We start from the raw sequence: 23,551 nt of genomic DNA on the forward strand, positions 1-23,551 counted from the left end.
CTCAGAGCTTGATCTCGATGTCGACACCGGCCGGAAGGTCGAGTCGCATCAGAGAGTCAACGGTCTTGGGCGTCGGGTCGAGGATGTCGATCAGGCGCTTGTGCGTGCGCATCTCGAAGTGCTCGCGCGAGTCCTTGTACTTGTGCGGCGACTTGATGACGCAGTACACGTTCTTCTCAGTGGGCAGCGGCACCGGGCCCGCGACCGACGCACCAGTGCGGGTCACCGTCTCGACGATCTTCTTCGCCGAGGAGTCGATGACCTCGTGGTCGTAGGCCTTGAGCCGGATGCGGATCTTCTGTCCCGCCATGGCTACTCAGTAGTCCTTTGTCTCGTAACGCTCTGGAACCCGGTGTTCCTGTCTCCCGCTCTCCGACCCACGCGGTCGGGCGTGTCGCGCTCCCGCTGACACAGATGCCCCTTGTTCGAACATCCCTGCACTGGGAACACGGCCCTTCCGGAACCGCAAGCCGGGGACTAGGAGGTCCACCGGGTGCCTGGCCGGCGCCGCACTGACACTTCCCGAAAGATTCCCGTACGTCCGCCCCAGCGCTGCCTTACGGCAGTTAGGGCGACGAGTACTGTGGGACTCGCTTCCGGTCCTCCCGGCGGGAGGCGCGCAGCATCAACACTCGACCGAGCAACTCGGACAGTCTGCCATATGGGGCAGGGGGCTGGCCAATCGAGCCGGAGAGAATACCCCGAGGGTGACGAAGGTCAAACCCGGTCGGCCGCGAGGCGCCCGAGCCGACGGATCCACCTCAGCAGACCCGTCGACCGACATACCCCTCCCCCGTACTCGTACCGGCGACGCTTCCGGGTCAGCTCCCCGTCGCGCTCGGACGTGGTCCCGCAAGCCGGCCCGGAGCCGGCTTGGAGGGGCCCTGCTCGCCCAGAAGCCGCAGCGCGTCCCGCAGCAGTGTGCTTGACGTGTGCACGGTGTAGGGGAAGTACACGACCCTCACCCCCACCCTCGCGAACTCGGCTTCGAGCCTCGTCCAGACGTCCGTGCCGAGCCAGTCGTCGCCCTTGAAGATGACGTCGAAGCCGACCTCCTTCCAGATCTCGATCTTGTCGTCCACGGTCGCGACGTACGTGTCGTCCACGTGGCGCACGCTGCGGACGATCTGGAGTCGCTCGGCCAGCGGGACGACGGGCGGGCGGCCTTTGAGGCGCTCCACGAGTTCGTCGGAGCAGACGCCGGCGACGAGGCGGTCGCAGTGGTCGCGCGCCCGGCGCAGGATGTTCAGATGGCCCACATGGAAGAGGTCGAAGACCCCTGGCGCGTAGCCGAGACGTTCTCCCGTCAACGCTTCGCCTTCGTCCGCTCGGGGCCGGCCGCGGTGACTACGAGCGCCTTCGACGCGGGTGCCGTGTTCGTGCCGTCGGTGACGGCGATCCGGTAGCGGTGGCGCGAGCCGGGCGTGACGGTGTCCGTGTACTTCATGGTGGGGCGGTTCCACTCCGTGGACCGGCCCGTCGGCGAGGCCACGAGCTTGCCGTCCCGGTAGATCCGGTACGTCAGCACCGCGTCGTCCCGGTCCCAGGCGGAACGCCAGGAGAGCGTGACCCGGCCGGTGCGCGAGGCCGAGGCCTTGAGCCGGGGCGGCTCTTCCGGGGTTCCCCGGTCGGGCCCGGTGGTGAAGCGGGTCAGGCTCTGCTGCCGTCTGCCGTTGACCTCGGTGAACTCGCCTCCCGCCCAGAGGATCCGTCCGGCCATCTTCAGGGCCCGGGGACCGTTGCCCTCGCCCGTCCCACCGTCCGTGTCGGGGAACCAGTGCAGGATGTGCCGGTCACGGACCGACTGGGCCAGGAAGTGCTGGCGGAAGTTGCCCTCGTCGAAACCGCCAGGTGTGTCACTACAGTTATGGGCGTGGGAGCCGCTGTAGAGGACGCCGTTGTACACGGCGACGGCCTGGGTGGCGCCCAGGCAGGTGTCCTTCCACACCATCTCGCCGCCTCCGAGGCGGCCGGCGATGCGGCCGTCGAAGATGCCGGTGCCCCTGCCCTCGGCCGCGACGTAGAAGTTGGTCGCGTCGCGTGTCAGCGCCTGCACGGAAGAACGCGACGGCAGCCAGTCCGAGTAGGTGAGCACGGTCTTGCCGGTGGCGGGCCGCAGGGCGACGAGGGACCTCGCCAGGTCGTCGTTGACCATGTTGAAGTTGCCGCCGACGATGAGCTTGCCGAATTCGGGAGCGGCGAGCAGAGCCCGTACCGGACCGTCGATCTCCGCCCTGAACGGCAGCAGCGAACCGCTGGGGGTGAGCGCCGCGACGCGCTCCCTCTCCTTGCCGTTGACACGCGTGAAGTCGCCCCCCAGATACACCGCACTGTCCGTGACCTCGATGGCCCGTACGTACGACGAGATGGCCGGACGGAAATCTTTGCGCAGCGAACAGTTGCCCGTGTTGACCGCAGCCGCCCCGGTTGCCCGGTTCTTGCCCACTCTGCTGAACGAGCCACCGACGTACAGCACTTCGTCGGCCGGCGACATCTTCAGTGCTCGTACGACGCTCCCACCGCCGGTGAACGGCAGGGCACACGGCAGGAGCCTGCCGGTTCTGGCGTCGAAAGCGGCGAAGTTCTTGCGCGCGACCTCCCTTTGACCGGGTTTCGCGCCCGGGGGACGGACCTTGTCGAAGCTCCCGCCGACGTACACGACACCGTTCGCGTACTCCAGTGACCAGACGATCCCGTCGGTCTGCCAGGTCGCCAACGTGTCGGCGGTCAGGGTCTTTTCGTCACTGTCGGCCGCCGCGGCCGAAGCGGCGATGAGCGAGGCAGCCGCGAGGAGGGCCACAGCCGAAGCCGTGGTGACCCCTCTCTTCGTGCTTTTTCTCAAGCGCATGGAACATCCCTGGTTGCAGCCAGAACGGGTGGAGGAACGGGGAGGGTGGGGCGGTCTCGGTTCCGAGACGGCCTCAAGTGGCGCGTTCGCGCAGCACACCGACGAGTTCACGTACTCCCAGGGGTGTGCTAAATCGCCACAAACTTATACCGAATACGCACAATCCCACGGTGATTGCGACGGCAAGTCCGACGACCGTGTCACCTGCCAGCAACCTGGTGGGAAGGACCAGCGGCACCGTGAGGCACAGGCCTGTGAAAGTGGCCATCAGATATCCGCTGTCGATGACCGTGAAGCCCGGATGCCGGCGCACCAACGCGGCCGCGACGAGGTTCTCGACGACCGTCGCCGCTCCCCAGGACACGGCGGCGCCGAGGACGCCAAGGCGGGGGACGGCAAGGAGACCGACCGTCAGCTGAACCGCGAACGCGACGCCCGTGACCCCCAGATGCCAGGAACTCTTGCCCGCCATGAGCAGCACGGTCTGGGCGTTTCCCACCCCTACGTTGACCGCCGAGGCGATACAGAGCACCACCAGGGCATCCGCCCCCTGCTCGAACTCCGGCCCGAACAACGACAGAACAGTGCCCGGAAAGCTCGTGAGCAGGACGAGCAGGGGCCAGGAGAACAGCACGATCCAGCGCGTCGAGACCCGGTACAGATGGCGGGCCTGCGGGATGTCGTCCACCGCGAGCAGACGGCTGATCTCCGGGGCGACGGCCAGCCGGATGGCGAGCTGGAGCAGTGTCGCGGCGATGACGACGCGGCCGACGGCGGTGTAGATGCCCGCCTCTTCGCTCGTCGCCAGGCTGGACAGCAGGACGACGCCCACCCAGACCGCGCTGATGTCGAAGACGGAGGAGATCGCCCGTGGCCCGGCGAAGGCCCAGAACCCTCTCCGTACGGCGACCGTGGCCTGCCCGCAGGCAGGGCTCGGGCTCGTCCGGCGGCGTTTGCGCACGGCGAGGCAGGCGATGACGAAGCCGGCCGCCGTCGGCAGGAGCCAGGCGGCGGCCAGACTCAGCACGCCCGGAGCCAGCAGCACCACCGGCACGGCGATCAGCACGCGCAGGACCGGTTTGCCGATCTGCTCGACGCCGACGAACGGGATCACGGTGCCGTAGCCCTGGGTGGCGCCCAGCAGGATCAGGGTGACCGTGGCCAGGGGGAGGAACACGGCGAACAGCCGGACCAGGGTCACCGCGTCGTCCGGGGCGAGATTCGGCAGCAGCGAGGTGGCCGTCCAGGGGGAGAGGAACAGCAGCGCCGCCACCGCACCGCTCGCCACGGCCCCCGGCAGGATCGCGCTGCGCAGGAGGGCGCCCACCCTGCGGCCACCCGTGGTGACCAGGTCACCCGAGACGAAGCGCACCAACCCGGTGTCGGCGCCGAGCTTGCAGGTGTTGCAGAGGATGGTGAAGGCCGCGACACCGGTGAACACCGCTCCCGCCCCGTACGCCCCGAGCGCGCGGGTGACCAGGGCGACCAGGGCATAGCCGAAGACCGCGTTCACCGTGGAGCCAAGGAAGCCCCACCAGCCACCGCGCGCGGTGGCGGCGACCCCGCACCGGGCGGTCGAGTCGCCGGTGGTGGCGGGGACAGCCGTACCGGAGGCGCTCATCGGGGGGAGGAGAGAGTGTCGTCCCGCACGGGAGCCGTCGGTTTGCCCACGGTGCCGGTTGGTGTGGACGACACCGCGGCGGACTTCCGCTCCCTGGCACGACGTACCCAGTCGCTGTCCGTGAGACGGGGGATCAGTCCGCGCCGTGGGACATCGTGGAGCGCCGCACCCACGATGTTCCCTCCCGAGCAGCCGATCAGCTCGGCTACCCGCTTGAGGTCCTCGCGCCTGGTCTCCTCCAGGCCACCCACCACGAGAACGCCGTCCACGCGTTGGGCGAGCGCGACACCCTCGGGGTGTTCCAGCAGAGGCGGGGCCAGGACGAGCGTCGCACTTCCGCGATCGGCGTCCACCGGGGCGTACGCCGTCATCAGGCCGGCCGGCCTGTCGCCGCCGGTGCCACGGACGTCGGGGCAGAGGGTGAATCGCCCGGCTGTACCGGCATCGACGACCGCTGTGCCCTCAGGTGCGCCGGGCGGCACGGACTTGTCGGCCGACAGCGGCAGCCGTGCGGACAGGCCGGGTGCGTGTCCGGTCGCGTCCACAAGCAGCACATGGTCGCCGGACTCCGCGAGGGCGGCCGCGAGATTCACGGTGACGGCCTCGGCGCCTCGTTCCCGCCGCGGCGCCACGAGCATGAGCGTGCCGATGGCCGCAGGGCTGCCGCCCCGCAGCCGGAAGGCCAGGGCTCGGTACGCCTCCGCGCGGCCGCCGTCGGTTCGGCCGACCTCCAGCAGCTCGTCGTCGGTTCCAGGGGCCGGGAGGATGCCCAGCACCGGAGCACCGAGCGCCCCTTGGAACTCGGCGACCGAGCGCGCCCGCGGCTCGAGTGCGCAGCGCAGCCAGGCGAGTACGACGCCCAGGACGAGACCGCCGATCAGGCCGAGCGGGAAAAGCCAGCCCGGGCCCGGCCCGGAGGGGCGCGCCGCCGGCTCGGCTCTCCGGACGACGTCACCGCCAGTGGTGTCGTAGGCCCTGATGTCCGACACCCTCTTCTGCATAATGCCGATCTGCTGCCGAAGGCCCGCGGTGCCGGCGACGGACTCAGCGGGCTTCTTCCTGGCGTTGACCCGTCCGGTGAGCTCGGTGAGCTGTTGCTCAAGCCCGGCGGCCATCCGCACGATCATGGACTTGGACCGCTCCTCGCGATCGGCGAGGTAGGCCTGCGCGAACGCGTTGCTGACGCGAGCCGCGCGCTTCGCGGTGCCCGCTGTGTACTCGAACCGGAGCAGCTGGGTGTCCGGGGGGTTCACCACGCGCAGGTCCGTCAGCAGCGCATCGGCGCGAGCGGGGTCCCCCAGTGTGGTCGCCGCCCGTGCCGCGACCGTCGCGCTGAGCGCGATCTGCCGCTCCGTACCCATGCTCACCTGACTGTCGACGGCAACCCCCGGCGTACTGAAGGGGTCCGCTCTGGGGCGGACGAGCACCTCGCTCGTGGAGGTGTAGGCGCCCGCGCCCAGCAGAACGAGGACCAGTCCGCTGAGCAGCCCGAGGAGCACGCCCGACGCGATGGTCGCGCGGTACCTGAGCAGCCGGCGCACCTGGTCGCGAAGCCGGTCGGGGTCGTCGTACCGATCGTCTGGGCCGGCGGAGCTGGTCACGGATGCCTCCTGTGTCCGGGGATGAGGCCGGGGGTGGGTGCGTGGCCGCCCGTGGTCGCGGGCGGCCGCACAGGGGACGGGGCCGGTGCGGCAGCGCGTTTGGTGATGAACAGCGGGACGGCCAGGAGCAACAGAAGAGGGCCGATGATCGCCATGAGGCTGCCGCGCAGGAAAATCATCTGGTAAAAGGCGAAGGCGGGAACCAGCAGAACCGCCAGCGTGCCCTGTCGGTGCCGCAGCCGCTCCCGAATGTCGTCCATCCGCCGTCCAGCAGCACCGAGCAGGCAGAAAACGGCGACGACGCACGGAACACCGCCCCACAGGTAACTCTCGATCCACACCGGCGCGGAAAGATTGTGGAAGTCGTAGCCCGCGTACTGGGCGAGTTCGATACCGGTCGCCTGCGGTTTGTCGGGCCACATGGAGCGGGGAACCATGAACAGGACCAAGCCGAGCGCTGCCGACGGCGAGTAGCCGTTTTCCTGCACATAGTCGATGCCAGTCTGCATTTGCTGGAAAGCGTCGTAATCCATGCTGGTGCTGAACTGCTGTGCCAGCGGCACAACTTGCAGCACTTCCCGTTCGTCGTAGCGGAAGTAGTCGCTGTACGGGAAGGCGAACAGCACCACGACCGTGATCGCGGCGGCGGCGGTGCGGAAGACCCGCGGGGTGCTGAACCGGCGCCATGAGAAAAGCAGAACCAGAAGTACGGTGCCGGCCCAGAAACGCGGCCTGCTGATCGGGTTGTTGACGATCACGTTGAGCACGAGGAGGCTCGGGAGCGCCGTCCAGCGGATCGTGCGCACCAGCCGTCCCGTGCCGTTCGAGCGGGGCAGCCGGACCAGGGCCACGAGGGCCCAGAAGGCGGGGACGGCGAGGGCCCAGACCCGCAGCGTATGCGTGGCGTCGGCTTCGGCACGCGACTGCCAGAGCGCCTGTCTGCTGGTGAAGAAGGCGCGTAGACCGCCTTCCTGGCCGGGGATCAACGCGACCGCCAGGGCGAGTGACAGCCCGCACAGCATGAGTACCGGCAGTGGCGAGAGGCTGCGCGACAGCAGGGGTACGAACACGATCGACCTGCCATCGTTGCGTCCGGCGGCCAATGCCGCCCCCGCGCTGTAGGCGACGAGGCCGAGTTCGGTCAGTGCGGCGGCCGCGAGAGCGGTCGTCTCATCACCGCGGTATTCGAGCGGGTAGGAATCGGTGGCGAGCATGGCGAGCGGCGCAAGCCCGAGCCACACATAGGAGAAGAGCCAGAATCCGAAGGCGACGAGGCGTACCGAAGTATCGGTGAGCACCCGGGCGAGTCCCCCTCCCGCGTGCACCACGACGGCACACTGCACGGCGAGGGCCGCCCCGAAACGCGTATCGGTGGACTCCAGGACCAGTCCCGGCAGAAGGACGACGAGCACCAGGGCCCAGACGCATACCGCAGCCATACAACGGACTTGGCTGTCCCGCACCTGCATCCCCTCATCGACGCCATCAATGAAATGAATCAACTGCAATCGATTTATAGCTCAGGCCCGGAACATATCAGGCGATATTGCTTGGCGTTTCTTTCCGGAAATCCCCTTGCGCATGTCGTATTTTAATTAAATGACTGATATGTTCACGGGTTGCCGCGTCCTGCTGGTGTCGACCAACTACGCCCCCGAGCACGCCGGAATCGCCCCCTACGCGACCCTGACGGCGGAACACCTGGCCGTCCGCGGCGCCGAGGTCGACGTCCTGACAGGAATGCCGCACTATCCGGGCTGGCGGGTACACGGCGACTACCGAGGGCGCTGGCGCATGGTGGAGTACCGGCAGGGCGTCCGGGTCCATCGGCGCCGCGGCTTCGTTCCTACACGTCAGACCGCGCTGCTCAGGGCGGCGTACGAGGCCAGCTTCCTGGCACACGGTTCGATCCGGCCACCCACCGCACGGCCGGACCTGGTCCTCAGTCAGATGCCGACCCTCGCCGGCGGCGTGATCGGCGGCGGGGTCGCCCGTCGCCACGGGGTGCCCCATGTGGTCGTGGTGCAGGACCTCATGGGCGCGGCGGCCGCACAGAGCGGGATCAGCGGCGGCGGCCGCGTGGCATCCCTCGTGACCTCAGTGGAGTCGAAGATCCTGCGCGGGGCAGCCCTGGTCGGCGTGGTGCACGAGTCGTTCGTGGACCGTGTCACCGCCATGGGCGTGCCGGAGTCACGCGTCAGGGTCGTGCCCAACTGGAGCCATGTGGCACCCTCTACCGGCGACCGCCGAGCGGTGCGGGCGCGACTCGGCTGGCACGACGAGGAGTTCGTCCTGCTGCACGCGGGAAACATGGGCCTGAAGCAGGGGCTGGACGTCCTGGTCGAGGCGGCGCGCATCGGAGCCCGCGAGACCCCGCGTCTGCGGATCGTCCTCATGGGCGACGGCAGCCGGCGGACACACCTGGAGCGGCTCGCCACCGGTCTGCCGAACGTGGACTTCCTCAAGCCCGTGCCCGACGCCGACTTCCCTGACGTGCTGGCCGCGGCGGACGTCCTCGCGCTCACCCAACGCGCGTCCGTGGACGACATGAGCCTCCCTTCCAAGCTGACGTCCTACTTCGCGAGTGGACGTCCCACGGTTGCCTCGGTGGCCGCACAGGGCGGCACGGCTCAGGAAGTACGTCGGTCCGGTGCCGGAGTGGTCGTCCGCGCGGACGATCCGGCGGCACTGCACGGCTGCGTCGCCGAGCTGATGGGGGATCCCGGCCGATTGGCCGCGCTGGGCGCCCGCGGTCCCGCCTACGTCCGGGAACGGCTGAGCCCTGAGGCCGGGCTGGGCCGGATCACCGCGATGCTGTCCGAGGCTCTGGCTGGTTGACCGCCGTCCTCAGGAGAGCCAGTTCGCGAAACCACTTGGCGAGGAACGCCGGCACCAACACCATGTGGGCCGCGAGCAGCGCCACGTAGAGGGCGAAGAAGAGCTTGTGGTTGCCCAGGAACAGGAAGATCAGGCACACCAGACCGTAGTCCACGGGGAGCAGGGCCAGGCCCCGGACAGTGGAGGGCCGGACTCCGGGACAGGCGGGCGTGTCAACACCCACCCTTTTCAGCTGGTCCGTCAGCGTTGCCCCGAAGAACAGCAGAACAGCGGCGAACTGAAACGCGACGGGGGCGAGCAGAAGCGCGGGGTGCGGCAGGTCGAAGAAGCGGTAGAAGGAAATCAGCACCGCGGCGTGGATCCCCAGGAGCTTCGCACAGTCCACCACGTGGTCCATCCACTCTCCGGACGGACTGGCCGACCGTTGCAGCCGGGCCAGCTGACCGTCCGCGGAGTCGAGGGCGAAGCCGAAGAGCAGGGCAAGGGTGACCCACGGTCCCACAGCGTGGGTAGGCGGGTACACGCAGATCGTGGCGACCGCTGCGAAGGTGGCCAGCGCACTTGCAGCGGTCACGTGGTTGGGGGACAGTCCTAAGCGGTGCGCTGTGGCCGCGAGTACTCGGCCGACCGGGCGGTTGACGAACCGCGAATAGCCGGGAACTCCGCGGGCCGACTTCTGCACCCCCGATAGTTGCCGCAGTGCGCTGGAGAAGTCCACTCTCTACACCTCGTGCCTGAACAGGCGGGAGTCCTCGTGGGACGACCGGTCATAGGCGGCCGTCAGCGATTGCCTGACGGACCCAGGGGATGACCTTGTCGAGGATGTCGTCCAGTGTGGTCGACGCGGTGAAGCCGAGTACATCTCGGGCCTTGGACACATCGGGGCTCCGGCGCTGGACATCGTGCTCGAAGGGCTGGTCGGCCGTGTACCGGAACGGCTCGTCGGGACCGTTGATCTTGTGCCAGATCCGCTCCGCCAGCTCCAGAATGGTGGTCGGCACGGGGCTCGCCAGGTTGAAGTCCTCGTTGAGCGCCGCGGGATGGAAGATCGCCGTCCGGATACCCCGGGCCAAGTCGCCGGCGTAGGTGAAGTGCCGCGTCTGGGCGCCGCTGCCGAGGATGTGCAAGGGGTCCTGTCCCTTGAGCACCTTCTGCACCAGGTCGGGGACGACATGCGACATGCTGATCTTGAGGTCCCCTGAACGCTCCTCGCTCTGGCCGACGGTCCGCTCCTCTCCGACGTCCACACAGTTGAAGGGCCGAACGATGGTGAAGGGCAGTCCGTACTGTTCGTGGGCCGCCCTGGCGAAGTACTCCACCGCCAGCTTCTGGAAGCCGTACGAGGACGACGGCGGGGCGATGCGACGCTCGTCGCCCTCCCGGGACGGCCAGGAGGAGGTGTTCTCGTACACCATGGACGAGCTCAGATACGTCACCTTCTGAAGCGGCCCGTCGCCGTGCACCCGGATCGCCGCGTCGCAGGCGGCGGCGGTGATCCGCTCGTTGGTGGCGAGGAGGTCGTAGGCGTAGGTGTGGAAGTAGGAGATGCCACCGATCATGGCAGCACCGGCGACGAAGTGATCGCAGTCGGCCAGCAGCTCCGCCATCAGGTCCGTGTCGCGGGCGTCTCCCTCGACGAGGCGGTATCGCGGGTCCTCCACCGCACCGCGGCGGACCGCACCGTACTTGGAGAAGTTGTCGAGACCCACCACGAAGTGCCCCTGCTCGAGGAGCTCCTTGACGAGGTAGCTGCCGATCAGACCGGACGCGCCGGTGACGAGAACCTTCACAGGAGACCTTTCTGGTGCTGGTGGCTGGTGCGGATGGCGCCCGGTCCTCGGGGCGGGTGGAACAGCCTTCGCCGTGCGGCCGGTCAGGCCCGGACGCCTCTGCCGGTGATGCCCCAGAGGTCCACGACCGGCTTGTCGGTGACCAGGTTCCGGTAGTCGCGGTGCGGCGTCGCGATGACCAGGACGTCGGCCCGGCGCATGACCTCGTCCAGGTCCACGAACCGCGGATCGCTGACGTACGGATCAGTGCACAGCGTTTCCCGAGCCTTTGCCATCAGAATCCTGCGCAGCTTGAACGACAGGCTTTCGCGGACGTCGTCGCTGCCGGCCTTGAAGCCCATGCCGAGAACACCCACCCGTGTGTCGGAGAGCGGGAACCTGCGTTCCAGACGCGACACGAGATAGAGCGGTAGCCCCTCGTTGACGAGTATGGCCGCGTGACCCAGCACGAAATTGTTCCCGGTGAACGCCGCCAACTGCAGTGTGTCCTTCAGCAGGCACGGACCGGCGGCGAATCCCGCTCCCGGCATGTCGGAGGCCCGAGGATACTCGTACGTCATCGCGTGACGGATACGCTCGAAATCGAGTCCGAAATCATTCGCCATCATCCAGAACTGGTTGACCGTAGCGAACTTGATGTAACGCCAGGTGTTGGCGAAGAGCTTCGCGAGCTCTGCCTCTTCCGGTTCCATACGGACGATTTTGTCCGTGAGCGTGCGGAAGAACTTCTCGGCCCTGTCTCCGGCCCTCTGAGAGCGGGCCGCCACCAGTTGCGGCAGTTCGAACAGCTCGGTCATGGCGGCGCCCTCGGCGATGCGCTCCGGGCAGAAGGCCACGTCCACCGTTGTGCCGAGCCTCTCCAGAAGCCGCTCCGTCAGTGCCGTGACGCCAGGGTGCACCGTGCTTCTGAGCATGACCAGCTGTCCGCCGCGCAGGTACTCGGCGCAGCGCTCCAACGCCCGGGGGACCGCGCCCAGATCCGGATTGAGATGCTCGTCCACCGGCGTTCCCACGACCACGATCAGGTTCTCCGTGGTCGCAACGCTCGCGGCGTCGGTCGTGGCACGCAGCAGACCGTCGCGTACGCTCTCGCGCAGCGGCTCGGCGGCGCCTGCCTCCAGGAAGGGAAGCTCTCCCCTGTTGACCGTTTCGACGGCGGCGCGGTCGATGTCGTAGAGCGTTACCGAAAGCATTCCGCGGGCGGCGAGCGCAATTCCGAGAGGAAGCCCTACACGGCCACAGCCGCCAATGATGACCACGTCGCTTTTGGGTCGTGAATTCTCCGTGTCGCCGCGTGATTGCTCAATCATGCGTAGCACTCGTTTCGATCGCTCGGTCACCGGTGGCGGGCGGACAACGATGCGGGAACTCTACAATGATCTTCGGAGAAAATGATTCGGACAACAGGTTGTCAGGCCGAATTACTCCGGACAGCCGAAGTGCCGCAGTGCAGCTTTCGGTAGATCTCCTCCAGTCGGTCCGTCACCGCGTGCAGGGAGAAGGCTTCCTCGACGGCTCGGTGGCCCGCTTTGACGAGCGCGTCGCGCCTGCCCTCGTCGCCTTCCAGCAGGCCGCACACGGCATCAGCCATGGCCTGCGGACTGCCGTCAGTGACGATGGCTGCCTGACGGCGTGCCAGTTCGTCCGCCATGCCGCAGGTGTCGGTGCACACGACGGGAGTGCCGGCGCACAGGGCTTCGATCACGGTCATCGGAAACGGCTCGTCAACACTCGGCAGCACGTACACGGCCGCCTTCTCATAGGCACGCGCCGCCTCCGCGGGGTGGAGCGCGCCACGATAGGAGACAACCTCCTCAAGGCGGTGCGCGGCGATGAGCCGGCGCACCGTCGGCAGTGCGCCCTCGTCCGCCCCGTACAGGGTGAACCGCGCGTCCGGAACCCTCCGGTGAACCAGGGCAGCCATCTCGACGAAGGCGTCCGGACGCTTGCGGGGGTGCAGTCGGGCAAGGAAGAGCACCTCGCGCTCGCGCTGCCGGTACCGCGCGGTCTCGGCACACGACGGCCGGACACCGTTGGGGAGACTCAGCAGCGGCGGACCTTCCGGCCCGATGACCTCGGCCACGGCCCGCCTCTCCCGCTCGGTGAGAACCAGGCAGCCGCGCGACCGGCGCAGCAGCGGCACGTACACCAGGTCGAAGAGCCTGGCGGCGGCCCGTCGGCGCGGCTCCACCATGCCGTGCGTCTGGGTGACGAACTTCTTGCGCGCCAACACGGCCAGCCCGAGCGCCGTCAGGGAAACAAGATCACGCCCCGCATGGATGTGCACGACATCGGCCCGGCCCATGGAGCGCCACATGTCCCTGACGAGCAGCGGGTGCATGAGCCCGGTGAAACGCCCCGGAAGCAGGGAGCGCGCGGGGCGCGTACGCAGTGGCACCGAGCCGATGTGTGCCGGTGCCGGGGTGCTGCCCCGCCACAGGGACACGAGTTCGACCTCGTGGCCTCGTGCGGCGCACTCCGACAACTGCCCGGTGGCCACGCTCGTGGGGCCACCGTACGCACCGTCATCGCTGAGCAGCGTCACCACGTGGAGGAGTCTCATGCCGAGGCTCCCGTCGTGACGACCGCACCCGGTCCGACATCACGGCGGGCGACCGCCGAGGCCCCCACGACTGCCCCTCGGCCGACGGTGACACCGCGCAGCACAGCGGCCCGCGCCGCGACCCAGGCTCCGGACTCCAGACGAATGGGCGCGTTGTCGAACTCGAAGGTCGCACTGCGGCGTTGATGACTCCCGGTGCACAAGAACGCCTCCTGCGAGACGCACACATCGCTGCCGATCGTGATCCGCTCCAGGTTCAGCAGCCACGCGCCCTCGCCGATCCACACGTCGTCGCCGACCTCCAGCCGCCACGGCCAGTGCACTCGCACCCGGTGACGGATCAGCACGCGCTGTCCGATTCGCGCACCGAAGGCTCTCAGCAGCGCCGGTCGCCATCGAGCGGGAAACCACCAGCGGACGAAGAGGAGATTGAGGACGGCGAACCAGGCTGCCTGAACGAGCAGGGGGCGCCCCTTGTCGTAACCGGCTCCCGTGAAACGCCGGAGGGAACGGTCCATGGCGATGGTCCTCCTGAGCTCGCTCGCGTGAGGTACTGGCTCGCCATTTTCCGGAGAAGACCTACGTAACACGGCACATACGCCATTAATTAGTGCAAACTACGCCACATGGAAGATCTTCTCCCCTCCCCCGCCCGCGTGTACGTCGCCGGCCACCGCGGGCTCGTCGGTTCCGCGGTGGTCCGCCGCCTTGCTGCCGACGGGCACGAGATCCTCGCGCGCAGCCGGTCCGAACTGGACCTTCGCGATGCGACGGCCACCGCCGCCTTCCTGCGCGACGCCCGGCCCGACGCCGTCGTCCTCGCCGCGGCCAAGGTGGGCGGCATCATGGCCAACAGCGCCTGTCCGGTGGAGTTCATCGAGGACAACCTGCGCATTCAGTTGAGCGTGATCTCCGCGGCGCACGCCGCCGGGGTACAGCGCCTGCTGTTCCTGGGATCGTCCTGCATCTACCCGAGGATCACGCCGCAGCCCATTCGGGAAGACGCCTTGCTCACAGGCCCTCTGGAGCCGACCAACCAGCCGTACGCACTCGCCAAGATCGCGGGCATCGTCCAGGTCCAGGCCTACCGACGGCAGCACGGAGCCTCCTACATCTGCGCGATGCCATGCAATCTCTACGGGCCGGGCGACAACTTCGACCCGGAGTCCTCGCACGTCCTGCCGGCTCTCATTCGCCGCTTCCACGAAGCCGAGCGAGACGGGCTGGACGAAGTGGTCCTGTGGGGAAGCGGCTCCCCCCGCCGGGAATTCCTGCACGTCGACGACCTCGCCGACGCCTGTGTGACGCTGCTGCGCCTGTACGACGGCGACGCCCCGGTCAACGTCGGATGCGGAGAGGACCTGACGATCCGCGAGCTGGCGGACCTCGTCGGGGAGGTCGTCGGCTACCAGGGCCGGGTCACCTTCGACACAACGAAGCCGGACGGCACACCTCGCAAGGTGCTGGACATCTCCCGTATGACCGCGCTGGGTTGGGAGCCGAGGATCGCGCTGCGAGACGGCATCGCCGCAACCTACGCGTCCTGGTCGAGCACAGAGCCGTCCCGGTCGGTGGCCGGCGTCTGAGCCTCAGTAGGCGCCACGTCCGTCCAGCACCGCCCGAACCGTGCGGGCCATGACCGCCATGTCCCAGGCCCACGACCAGTTGTCGACGTAGCGCAGATCGAGCGAGACGGTCTCGTGCCAGGACAGGTCCGACCGTCCGCTCACCTGCCACAGCCCCGTGAGGCCGGGTTTGACGCTCAGTCGGCGCATCTCCACCTGGTCGTAGCGGGCGACCTCCTCGGGCAGCGGGGGGCGGGGCCCCACCAGCGACATATGGCCGAGCAGGACATTGACCAACTGGGGCAGCTCGTCCAGCGAGTAGCGGCGCAGAAAGCGCCCGGCGGAGGTGACCCGCGGGTCCCGGCGCAGCTTGAACATATGGCCGTCGTGTTCGTTCGCCGCGGCCAGATCGCCCTTCATCCGGTCCGCGTCCACGACCATGGTCCGGAACTTCCACATGGGGAACGGCGTCCCGTTGCGGCCCACACGGGTCTGGCGGTAGATGACCGGCCCCGGCGAGCTCAGCCGCACGGCGAGCGCCAGCAGGGCGAACAGCGGGGCCAGCACCACGAGCAGGACGAGCGAGCCCGACCGGTCCGTGGCGGCCTTCAGCAGCATCGGCAGGCCACGGCGCGTCGGCGGTGAGACGTCCAGCAGGGTGAGCCCGGCGGCCGAGCCGATACGGACCCGCCGCCGGGCCACTTCGACGATGCCGGGCAGCACCATCAGGCGACGGCCCCGGTCGTGCAGGGCCCAGGACAACCGCCGCAGCCGGTCCCCGCACATGTGCCGGCCCGCGGTGACGAAGACCAGGTCGGCGCCGAGCAGTTCGGCCGCCTCCGCCACCGGCGCGGCATCCTCGTCCGGAGCTCTCGGCGCGTCGATGGGCAACCGGGCGGGCACGGGCACCCCGGACAACACCTCGCCCTCACCCAGCGCACAGGCCCCGACCACCACATACCCGTGGTCCGTACGCTCGGCGAGCTGCCCGACCACGGCGTCCACGGCCCCGGCCTCACCGAGCACGAGGACGCGTCGCAGCCCCTCGGCCCGTCGCCGTACGGCCAGGACGCGGCGGTGGATCGCCTTGCGGCAGAGCACGGTGACCGCCAACGACGGGCACAGCGCGGCAAGCTCCGTCGCGGGTGAGCCCCCGAGTCCGGACACCGTCCGCAGTACGGCCAGGACGCCGAGCAGCACCAGCCAGTCCCGTACCACCGGTCCGGCCGGGGCGCCTTCGTCCCAGGCCGAGGGTGCGTAGCGCCTGGCGGCGAGGCCCACGAGGAGCCAGATGAGCGTGATGGCCACGGCCTGGTGCACGGGGCGGGCCGCGCCGATCACCGAGAGGGTCAATGCGGTCGGCAGCGCCATTCCCGCCGCGTCGGCGCCGACCGCGACCGGTACGTACGACCCGTCCGCCGGGCCTCTACGCATGGCCGGCCGGTGCGGCGTGAGGGGAACTGCCCGCCCTGACACCGTGCTGGTGGACTGCCGCATGGTTCTCCCTGTGACCCCGGCCCTCGGCGAAGACATGGGGCGCCGCCGCATCGAAGGATCAGCGCGCACCCCATGAGGGTTATATCAACCTTTTTTAAATGTATGTCCTATTTCCATGGCGTACTGCCGAGCGTGGCGACCCGTCGACGCTCAGCCTTTCCGGTGCTCTCCACCCCGGACGGCCTAGGCCGATCCTGTCCCAGGAGTGGCGTTCATCGGATTGTGCAAATGATCAGATGCCCGGCGGTGGATGCGACTCAGCCCGGGCGAACTCCGGCACATCCAGAGCGAGAAGGAGCACTCGTCGTGCGAGTAACGACCCGAACAACCACACGATCGACCCGAGCGAGATGGGGAGCGCGCTGCGTCGGCCTCGGCCTGGCGACGGCACTGGCGGTCGGCTTCGGGGCCGGCCCTGCGGCGGCCGCCGCGGTGAACCCCGTTTTCGTGCCGAACAACCCGCCCCTGGCGTGCCCCGACGACGCGGAAGGGTTCAGGCTTCCTGAAGACGACGGCGGCGATCCCGAGGACGCCACCGTCCCGGTCACCGTTGACGGCACAAGCGGCACGGTTGTCGTCAACTTCAGTGACGACCTCACCCAGGTCAGCTTCAACACCACGGGCAACCTCGCGATCCGCCAGGTCACCGTCAAGGGTGCGAACAACGCCAACCGCTACACCTATGACGCCAACTCCACTCCGATGACCTTCCCCGACGGCATCGCGTCCGACACCGGGCTCGTCGCGCCTCCCAACCCCGGCGGCACCCCCGAGATCAGCCACGTCGACTTCTGCGTGATCGAGGGCGACGGCAGCTGAGCCCAGGGTCCCGACGCAGGGACCCGGGCCTCCCGGGCCGTCCGCACAGCAAAGGGGCCCGTACGACCGAAGTCGTACGGGCCCCTTCAGGAGCTCGCTGGAGCTACCAGGTCAGATCAACAAGCTCACTTGTTGATCTTGGTGACCTGGCCGGCGCCCACGGTCCGGCCACCCTCACGGATGGCGAACTTCAGGCCCTCTTCCATGGCGACGGGCTGGATGAGCTCCACCTTCATCTCGGTGTTGTCACCCGGCATGACCATCTCGGTGCCCTCGGGGAGGGTCACGACGCCGGTCACGTCCGTCGTACGGAAGTAGAACTGCGGACGGTAGTTGTTGAAGAACGGCGTGTGGCGGCCACCCTCGTCCTTGGACAGGATGTAGGCCTGCGCCTCGAACTCGGTGTGCGGGGTGACCGAGCCCGGCTTGATGATGACCTGGCCGCGCTCGACGTCCTCGCGCTTGATGCCACGGAGCAGCAGACCGACGTTCTCACCGGCCTGGCCCTCGTCGAGCAGCTTGCGGAACATCTCGATGCCGGTGACCGTGGTGGTGGTCTTCTCCTGCTTGATGCCCACGATGTCAACGGTCTCGTTGACCTTGAGGACACCACGCTCGATACGGCCGGTGACGACCGTACCGCGACCGGTGATCGTGAAGACGTCCTCGATCGGCATCAGGAACGGCTTGTCGACGTCACGCTCGGGCTGCGGGATGTTCTCGTCCACGGCCTTCATGAGCTCGAGGACGGTGTTGCCCCACTCCTTGTCGCCCTCAAGGGCCTTGAGCGCCGAGACCTTGACGACCGGCAGGTCGTCGCCCGGGAACTCGTACTCGGAGAGCAGCTCGCGAACCTCGAGCTCGACGAGCTCCAGGATCTCCTCGTCGTCCACCATGTCGGCCTTGTTCAGGGCGACGACGATGTACGGAACGCCGACCTGGCGGGCCAGGAGCACGTGCTCCTTGGTCTGCGGCATCGGGCCGTCGGTGGCGGCGACCACGAGGATGGCGCCGTCCATCTGGGCAGCACCGGTGATCATGTTCTTGATGTAGTCCGCGTGACCGGGGCAGTCGACGTGGGCGTAGTGACGCGTCTCGGTCTGGTACTCGACGTGCGCGATGGAGATGGTGATACCGCGCTGGCGCTCCTCGGGAGCCTTGTCGATCTGGTCGAAGGCCGAGGCCTCGTTCAGGTCCGGGTACGCGTCGTGCAGCACCTTGGTAATGGCGGCCGTGAGGGTCGTCTTACCGTGGTCGATGTGACCGATGGTGCCGATGTTGACGTGGGGCTTAGTCCGCTCGAACTTCGCCTTCGCCACGGGGTCCTCCTGTGGAGTGGTTCTGAACGCCTTGCTTCATCGGCGCCAGGTGATCTTTGCTGGAAAGCCCGGGCCCCGGGACATTCCGACCGCTATTGCGGTGGAATGCCCCACGAGGCTCCGGAGTCAAGCCTAAAGCGTGTGAACGCGGTGCGTTACTCGCCCTTGGCCTTCGCGATGATCTCCTCGGCGACGTTCCGCGGAACCTCGGCGTAGGAGTCGAACTGCATGGAGTAGCTGGCACGGCCGGACGTCTTGCTGCGCAGGTCGCCGACGTAACCGAACATCTCCGAGAGAGGCACGAGGCCCTTCACGACGCGGGCACCCGCCCGCTCCTCCATGGCCTGGATCTGGCCACGGCGGGAGTTGATGTCGCCGATGACCTCACCCATGTAGTCCTCGGGCGTGGTGACCTCGACGGCCATCATCGGCTCAAGAAGAACGGGGCTGGCCTTGCGCGCGGCCTCCTTGAAGGCCTGCGAACCGGCGATCTTGAACGCGAGCTCGGAGGAGTCGACCTCGTGGTAGCCACCGTCGATCAGCGTGACGCGCACGCCGGTCATCTCGTAGCCCGCGAGGATGCCGAACTGCATGGCCTCCTGCGCACCGGCGTCGACCGAAGGGATGTACTCCTTCGGGATACGACCACCGGTGACCTTGTTCACGAACTCGTACGAGGCGTCGCCGCCCTCGATCGGCTCGATCGCGATCTGCACCTTGGCGAACTGGCCGGTACCACCAGTCTGCTTCTTGTGCGTGTAGTCGACGCGCTCGACGGCCTTGCGGATCGTCTCGCGGTAGGCGACCTGCGGCTTGCCGACGTTGGCCTCGACCTTGAACTCACGGCGCATACGGTCGACCAGCACCTCGAGGTGCAGCTCGCCCATACCACCGATGATGGTCTGGCCGGTCTCCTCGTCCGAGTGAACCTGGAAGGAGGGGTCCTCCTCCGCGAGACGCTGGATGGCGACACCCAGCTTCTCCTGGTCACCCTTGGACTTGGGCTCGATCGCGACCTGGATGACCGGCGCCGGGAAGTCCATGGACTCCAGGATCACCGGCTGCTTGTCGTCGCACAGCGTCTCACCGGTCGTGGTCTGCTTCAGACCCATCACGGCGATGATGTCGCCGGCGCCCACCGCGTCGATCTCCTCACGCTTGTTCGCGTGCATGCGGTAGATCTTGCCGATGCGCTCCTTCTTGCCCTTGACGGAGTTCAGCACCGAGGTGCCGGACTCCAGGCGGCCCGAGTAAACCCGGACGAAGGTGAGCTTACCGAGGTGCGGGTCGCTCATGATCTTGAACGCAAGCGCGGACAGCGGCTCGTCCTCGGACGGCTTGCGCTTGACGACCTCCTCCGGGTCGTTGACGGCGTGGCCCTCGATGGCCTCGACGTCAAGCGGGGTGGGGAGGTAGCGCACAACCGCGTCGAGCAGGGGCTGGACGCCCTTGTTCTTGAACGCGGTGCCACAGAACACCGGGGTGACCGTGGTGTCGCTGGACTTGCCGGACGCGATGGTGATGCGACGGATCGCGGCGTACAGCTGCTCCTCGGTGGGCTCCTGGCCCTCCAGGTACAGCTCCATGATCTCTTCGTCGTTCTCGGCGACGCCCTCGATCAGCTTGCCGCGGTACTCCTCGGCAGCCTCGGTGTGCGTGGCCGGGATGTCGACGACGTCGTACATCTCGCCCTTGGCGGCCTCGGCGGACCACACGAGCGCCTTCATGCGGACCAGGTCCACGACGCCCTTGAAGTCGGCCTCGGCGCCGATCGGAAGCTGCATGACCAGCGGCTGGGCGCCCAGGCGGTCCGAGATCATGTCCACGCAGCGGTGGAACTCGGCGCCGGTACGGTCCAGCTTGTTGACGAAGCAGATACGCGGCACGCCGTAACGGTCGGCCTGACGCCACACCGTCTCGGACTGCGGCTCGACACCGGCGACACCGTCGAACACCGTCACGGCACCATCGAGCACACGCAGGGAGCGCTCCACCTCAACGGTGAAGTCGACGTGCCCGGGGGTGTCGATGATGTTGATGGTGTAGTCGTTGTCCTCGAGCGGCCAGTGACAGGTGGTCGCAGCAGACGTGATCGTGATGCCACGCTCCTGCTCCTGCTCCATCCAGTCCATGGTGGCAGCGCCGTCGTGGACCTCACCGATCTTGTACGACACACCGGTGTAGAACAGGATCCGCTCGGTGGTGGTCGTCTTGCCCGCGTCGATGTGGGCCATGATCCCGATATTGCGGACCTTGGCCAGGTCAAGTGAAGTGGTAGCCATAAGGCTTCAGTCTTCTCTCGGTCTCGATGTGGGTAGCGACTACCAGCGGTAGTGCGCGAAGGCCTTGTTGGACTCGGCCATCTTGTGCGTGTCCTCGCGCTTCTTCACAGCGGCACCGAGGCCGTTGGAAGCGTCGAGGAGCTCGTTGAGCAGACGCTCGGTCATGGTCTTCTCGCGACGGGCGCGGGAGTAACCGACCAGCCAGCGCAGCGCGAGCGTGTTGGCACGACCGGGCTTGACCTCGATCGGAACCTGGTACGTCGCACCACCGACACGGCGGGACTTGACCTCGAGGGTCGGCTTGATGTTCTCCAGCGCGCGCTTCAGCGTGATGATCGGGTCGTTGCCCGTCTTCTCACGCAGACCCTCCATGGCGCCGTAGACGATGCGCTCGGCGGTGGAGCGCTTGCCGTTCAGCAGCACCTTGTTGATGAGCGACGTGACCAGAGGGGAACCGTAGACCGGGTCGATGATGACCGGGCGCTTCGGGGCGGGGCCCTTACGAGGCATTTCTACTTCTCCTTCTTGGCGCCGTAGCGGGAACGGGCCTGCTTGCGGTTCTTGACACCCTGGGTGTCGAGGGAGCCACGGATGATCTTGTAGCGAACACCCGGCAGGTCCTTCACACGGCCGCCGCGCACGAGCACGATGGAGTGCTCCTGCAGGTTGTGTCCCTCACCCGGAATGTAAGCGGTGACCTCGATCCCGCTGGTCAGACGCACACGCGCGACCTTACGCAGGGCCGAGTTCGGCTTCTTCGGGGTGGTCGTGAACACACGCGTGCAGACGCCACGACGCTGAGGGGAACCCTCGAGTGCGGGCGTCTTGTTCTTCTCGACCTTGTCCTGCCGGCCCTTGCGGACCAGCTGCTGGATCGTAGGCACTACTTCTCCGGTTTCTGTGTGCCGAATGGTGAAGCTAACCTGGAACGTCGCCGACCCACGCGGTCGGGTGTGTCGAATCCGGCGGACTCCCGCCGCGAGGCGAAAAGAGCACAGATTGCGGTGGCCGCTCACAGCTCGCTATGCGGTTGAAGGCACGCACGAGAGCCAGGGCACACCCCAGGCACAAGGTCTGAGCGTACCTACCTCATACGCCGCGGTCAAAACAAATGCCCACGCCCAGGGCGTACCAGCCGGCCCGCGGGCGGCTGCCTAGACTACCGAAACTGATCATTATAGCCCGCGCCCCCACTCGGAAAGATCACCCATGAGTTCCGATTCGCCCCGCGGCGCCGTCCGCACACCGCTGGTCCTCAGCGGCGCCGTCCTCGCCGTCGCCGCAGGGGCCCTCCTGTCCGTCGGCGCGTTCCTGGGGCTGTACGTGCGACCCACCTCGGACGACTGGTGTGCCGCCTGGAAGGCCCGCGACATGGGCCTGTTCGGCATCACCTCGGACTTCTACATGACCCAGAACGGCCGGGTCACCAACGCCTTCCTCAGCGGGATCATCTACGCCGACGGCCTGCTCGGCCCCAAGGTCCTGCCCGCGGTCCTGGTCCTGGCCCTCGGCGCCGGCCTGGTGCTCCTGGCCCGCGAGGTGCTCGGCCTGCTCGGCTGGAAGGTCCCGCTGGCCGTGCTCATCGCCGTCGCCGCCGTACTGGAGACCCTGCTTTTCTTCGCCGGCACCCGCACGTACCAAGTCCTGCTCTGGGCTCCGGCGACCATCTCGCACACGATCCCGAGCATCCTCGGCGTGTGGGCCGTCGTCTTCGGCATCTGGACCGCCCGCAGCGAGCGCCCGGCCGTCCGCCGGGCGGGCCTGGTCCTCGCGCTGGTCCTGGCCCTCGCCATCGGCATGCTCAGCGAGCCCTTCACCCTGGTCAGCGGCCTGATCACGGGCGTCGCCGGACTCCTGGCACTGCCCCGGCTGAAGCTGGCCAGGAGCTGGTATCCCTTCACGTGGTGCGCCACCTGGTGCGTCGGCCTCGTCGCCGGCCTCGGAATCCTCTACACCTCCCCCGGTGCCCGCTGGCGGCGTGCCCAGCAGCCGCCCAAGGAGTCGATGCTCTCCGCAACCGAGCTGAAGGCCACCGCCCAGGGCTGGGGCCACATGCTCGACGCGATCGCCGGCCAGGGGGCGTACCTCGGCGCCGCGGCCGCCGGCCTGCTGCTGGGCCTGGCCGTCGCGCTCTGCTCCCCCGCCGGGCGCGAGCCGCTGAGGAGCCCGTCCCGCGCGGTGACCCTGACCGCCATGCTGCTGCCCGTACCGCTGGTGCTGGCCGGCTCCTTCCTGGTCGCCCTCGGCCTGCGCAGCGGCTACGGCCCGACCGGCTGGACGTACGGGCGGACCTGGACGAACTTCATGACCCCGCTGCTGCTCGCACTGTGCCTGTACGGGGTGTGGCTGGGCCGCTGGATAGGCATCCGCCTGAGCTCCGGCTCGGCCGCCCGCGGGGCCGCCCCCGCCGTCGCCGTCGCCCTCGCCGGCGCCCTGGGGCTGGCCACCGTGGCCGCGCTGGTGCCGGCGGTCCAGAAGCTGACCTCCACCACGGTCGCCCGCGGCATCGCCTGGGACCGCCAGGACAGCCGCATCCGCAAGGAGATCGCCAACGGCGCCACCGACGTGGCGTACCGGCCGCTGTCCATCGGCTGGCTCGCGGAGCCGTACTTCACGAGGAACTACACCAAGGACTGGGCCGCGCAGTGCGCGGCGACGTACTACGGCGTGGAGCGCATCCACCGCCCGTAGCGGACCGCGGCTGTACAGGGGCCGCCGCCCGGCCGGGCGGCGGCCCCTTCGCGTACGAGCGCCAGGCCGGGCCCAGTACGAGCGCCCGGCCGGACCGCGGTACGAGCCCGAGCTGGG

20 protein-coding genes are annotated in these 23,551 nt (G+C 68.1%); 4 read left to right on the forward strand and 16 right to left on the reverse strand.

Translation table 11 applies throughout. The annotated features are described in order from the left end of the window. Position 1 precedes the first annotated feature (1 nt). The 6 genes from rpsJ to KUM44_RS01495 form a co-directional block, all read right to left on the reverse strand. Positions 2-310: a 30S ribosomal protein S10 gene (rpsJ, locus tag KUM44_RS01470; RefSeq protein WP_003948644.1), complete on the reverse strand. Its 309-nt coding sequence runs from the start codon at positions 308-310 to the stop codon at positions 2-4. A 511-nt stretch (positions 311-821) separates the two neighbouring features. Further along, the gene (locus tag KUM44_RS01475; RefSeq protein ID WP_217205666.1) at positions 822-1,310 is read right to left on the reverse strand and encodes an adenylyltransferase/cytidyltransferase family protein; all 489 of its coding nucleotides are present in this window, start codon (positions 1,308-1,310) and stop codon (positions 822-824) included. After that, the gene (locus KUM44_RS01480) at positions 1,307-2,848 is read right to left on the reverse strand and encodes a fibronectin type III domain-containing protein (RefSeq protein ID WP_217205667.1); all 1,542 of its coding nucleotides are present in this window, start codon (positions 2,846-2,848) and stop codon (positions 1,307-1,309) included. The genes KUM44_RS01475 and KUM44_RS01480 overlap by 4 nt, the downstream gene beginning before the upstream one ends. 73 nt (positions 2,849-2,921) lie before the next feature. Continuing rightward, on the reverse strand, positions 2,922-4,469 hold the full coding sequence (locus tag KUM44_RS01485) for an oligosaccharide flippase family protein (RefSeq protein ID WP_217205668.1): 1,548 nt from the start codon (positions 4,467-4,469) through the stop codon (positions 2,922-2,924). Next, a complete protein-coding gene (locus KUM44_RS01490) occupies positions 4,466-6,070 on the reverse strand; it encodes a hypothetical protein (protein WP_217205671.1) in 1,605 nt (534 codons plus the stop codon). The genes KUM44_RS01485 and KUM44_RS01490 overlap by 4 nt, the downstream gene beginning before the upstream one ends. Continuing rightward, positions 6,067-7,572, reverse strand: a complete 1,506-nt coding sequence (locus tag KUM44_RS01495; protein ID WP_254388892.1) for a hypothetical protein — start codon at positions 7,570-7,572, stop codon at positions 6,067-6,069. The genes KUM44_RS01490 and KUM44_RS01495 overlap by 4 nt, the downstream gene beginning before the upstream one ends. A gap of 97 nt (positions 7,573-7,669) precedes the next feature. On the opposite strand from KUM44_RS01495, the gene KUM44_RS01500 reads away from it, so the two are divergent. Next, positions 7,670-8,908, forward strand: a complete 1,239-nt coding sequence (locus tag KUM44_RS01500) for a glycosyltransferase (RefSeq protein ID WP_374201997.1) — start codon at positions 7,670-7,672, stop codon at positions 8,906-8,908. Here the strand turns inward: KUM44_RS01500 and KUM44_RS01505 are convergent. From KUM44_RS01505 to KUM44_RS01525, 5 genes are all read right to left on the reverse strand, one after another. Further along, entirely contained in the window at positions 8,874-9,626 is a 753-nt protein-coding gene (locus tag KUM44_RS01505) for a CDP-alcohol phosphatidyltransferase family protein (RefSeq protein ID WP_217205673.1), read from the reverse strand. The genes KUM44_RS01500 and KUM44_RS01505 overlap by 35 nt on opposite strands. 49 nt (positions 9,627-9,675) lie before the next feature. Beyond that, a complete protein-coding gene (locus KUM44_RS01510) occupies positions 9,676-10,698 on the reverse strand; it encodes an NAD(P)-dependent oxidoreductase (RefSeq protein WP_217205675.1) in 1,023 nt (340 codons plus the stop codon). A gap of 83 nt (positions 10,699-10,781) precedes the next feature. Then, positions 10,782-12,008 (reverse strand): nucleotide sugar dehydrogenase, encoded by a 1,227-nt coding sequence (locus KUM44_RS01515; RefSeq protein ID WP_217205677.1) that lies wholly within the window; start codon positions 12,006-12,008, stop codon positions 10,782-10,784. Between the two features lie 101 nt (positions 12,009-12,109). After that, positions 12,110-13,261, reverse strand: coding sequence for a glycosyltransferase (locus KUM44_RS01520; protein WP_217205679.1), 1,152 nt, complete (start codon positions 13,259-13,261; stop codon positions 12,110-12,112). Continuing rightward, the gene (locus KUM44_RS01525) at positions 13,258-13,779 is read right to left on the reverse strand and encodes a putative colanic acid biosynthesis acetyltransferase (RefSeq protein WP_217205681.1); all 522 of its coding nucleotides are present in this window, start codon (positions 13,777-13,779) and stop codon (positions 13,258-13,260) included. Before KUM44_RS01525 ends, KUM44_RS01520 begins: the two co-directional genes overlap by 4 nt. Before the next feature lie 108 nt (positions 13,780-13,887). On the opposite strand from KUM44_RS01525, the gene KUM44_RS01530 reads away from it, so the two are divergent. Continuing rightward, positions 13,888-14,847 carry a GDP-L-fucose synthase gene (locus KUM44_RS01530; RefSeq protein ID WP_217205683.1) on the forward strand — a complete coding sequence of 320 codons (960 nt, stop codon included), beginning with the start codon at positions 13,888-13,890 and terminating at the stop codon, positions 14,845-14,847. Positions 14,848-14,850: 3 nt separating this feature from the next. Here KUM44_RS01530 and KUM44_RS01535 read toward each other — a convergent pair whose 3' ends face one another. Beyond that, complete coding sequence (locus KUM44_RS01535) at positions 14,851-16,260, reverse strand: sugar transferase (RefSeq protein ID WP_254388893.1); 1,410 nt, start codon at positions 16,258-16,260, stop codon at positions 14,851-14,853. Positions 16,261-16,629: 369 nt separating this feature from the next. Between KUM44_RS01535 and KUM44_RS01540 the strand changes: the two genes are divergently transcribed. Then, positions 16,630-17,142, forward strand: a complete 513-nt coding sequence (locus KUM44_RS01540; protein WP_217205685.1) for a hypothetical protein — start codon at positions 16,630-16,632, stop codon at positions 17,140-17,142. A gap of 125 nt (positions 17,143-17,267) precedes the next feature. Here the strand turns inward: KUM44_RS01540 and tuf are convergent, their stop codons facing one another. The 4 genes from tuf to rpsL all read right to left on the reverse strand — a co-directional run bounded on the left by tuf (position 17,268) and on the right by rpsL (position 21,627). Further along, positions 17,268-18,461, reverse strand: coding sequence for an elongation factor Tu (tuf, locus tag KUM44_RS01545; protein WP_030046358.1), 1,194 nt, complete (start codon positions 18,459-18,461; stop codon positions 17,268-17,270). A 155-nt stretch (positions 18,462-18,616) separates the two neighbouring features. After that, positions 18,617-20,743: an elongation factor G gene (fusA, locus tag KUM44_RS01550; protein ID WP_217205686.1), complete on the reverse strand. Its 2,127-nt coding sequence runs from the start codon at positions 20,741-20,743 to the stop codon at positions 18,617-18,619. Between the two features lie 39 nt (positions 20,744-20,782). Continuing rightward, positions 20,783-21,253, reverse strand: coding sequence for a 30S ribosomal protein S7 (rpsG, locus tag KUM44_RS01555; protein ID WP_003992340.1), 471 nt, complete (start codon positions 21,251-21,253; stop codon positions 20,783-20,785). Positions 21,254-21,255: 2 nt separating this feature from the next. Beyond that, positions 21,256-21,627, reverse strand: coding sequence for a 30S ribosomal protein S12 (gene rpsL / locus KUM44_RS01560; protein ID WP_003948652.1), 372 nt, complete (start codon positions 21,625-21,627; stop codon positions 21,256-21,258). A 325-nt stretch (positions 21,628-21,952) separates the two neighbouring features. Between rpsL and KUM44_RS01565 the strand changes: the two genes are divergently transcribed. Further along, positions 21,953-23,434: a DUF6056 family protein gene (locus tag KUM44_RS01565; protein ID WP_217205687.1), complete on the forward strand. Its 1,482-nt coding sequence runs from the start codon at positions 21,953-21,955 to the stop codon at positions 23,432-23,434. Positions 23,435-23,551: the final 117 nt, after the last annotated feature.

It is taken from the genome of Streptomyces sp. AC550_RSS872, from assembly GCF_019049285.1.
Classification (GTDB): Bacteria; Actinomycetota; Actinomycetes; order Streptomycetales; family Streptomycetaceae; genus Streptomyces.

Excerpts from the sequence above, each read along its gene's own strand:
- rpsG (WP_003992340.1), bottom strand. The coding sequence starts at position 21,253 with ATGCCTCGTAAGGGCCCCGCCCCGAAGCGCCCGGTCATCATCGACCCG.
- KUM44_RS01480 (WP_217205667.1), bottom strand. The coding sequence starts at position 2,848 with ATGCGCTTGAGAAAAAGCACGAAGAGAGGGGTCACCACGGCTTCGGCT.
- KUM44_RS01485 (WP_217205668.1), bottom strand. The coding sequence starts at position 4,469 with ATGAGCGCCTCCGGTACGGCTGTCCCCGCCACCACCGGCGACTCGACC.
- KUM44_RS01565 (WP_217205687.1), top strand. The coding sequence starts at position 21,953 with ATGAGTTCCGATTCGCCCCGCGGCGCCGTCCGCACACCGCTGGTCCTC.
- KUM44_RS01530 (WP_217205683.1), top strand. The coding sequence starts at position 13,888 with ATGGAAGATCTTCTCCCCTCCCCCGCCCGCGTGTACGTCGCCGGCCAC.
- KUM44_RS01500 (WP_374201997.1), top strand. The coding sequence starts at position 7,670 with ATGACTGATATGTTCACGGGTTGCCGCGTCCTGCTGGTGTCGACCAAC.
- fusA (WP_217205686.1), bottom strand. The coding sequence starts at position 20,743 with ATGGCTACCACTTCACTTGACCTGGCCAAGGTCCGCAATATCGGGATC.
- rpsJ (WP_003948644.1), bottom strand. The coding sequence starts at position 310 with ATGGCGGGACAGAAGATCCGCATCCGGCTCAAGGCCTACGACCACGAG.
- KUM44_RS01535 (WP_254388893.1), bottom strand. The coding sequence starts at position 16,260 with ATGCGTAGAGGCCCGGCGGACGGGTCGTACGTACCGGTCGCGGTCGGC.
- KUM44_RS01515 (WP_217205677.1), bottom strand. The coding sequence starts at position 12,008 with ATGATTGAGCAATCACGCGGCGACACGGAGAATTCACGACCCAAAAGC.
- KUM44_RS01525 (WP_217205681.1), bottom strand. The coding sequence starts at position 13,779 with ATGGACCGTTCCCTCCGGCGTTTCACGGGAGCCGGTTACGACAAGGGG.
- KUM44_RS01520 (WP_217205679.1), bottom strand. The coding sequence starts at position 13,261 with ATGAGACTCCTCCACGTGGTGACGCTGCTCAGCGATGACGGTGCGTAC.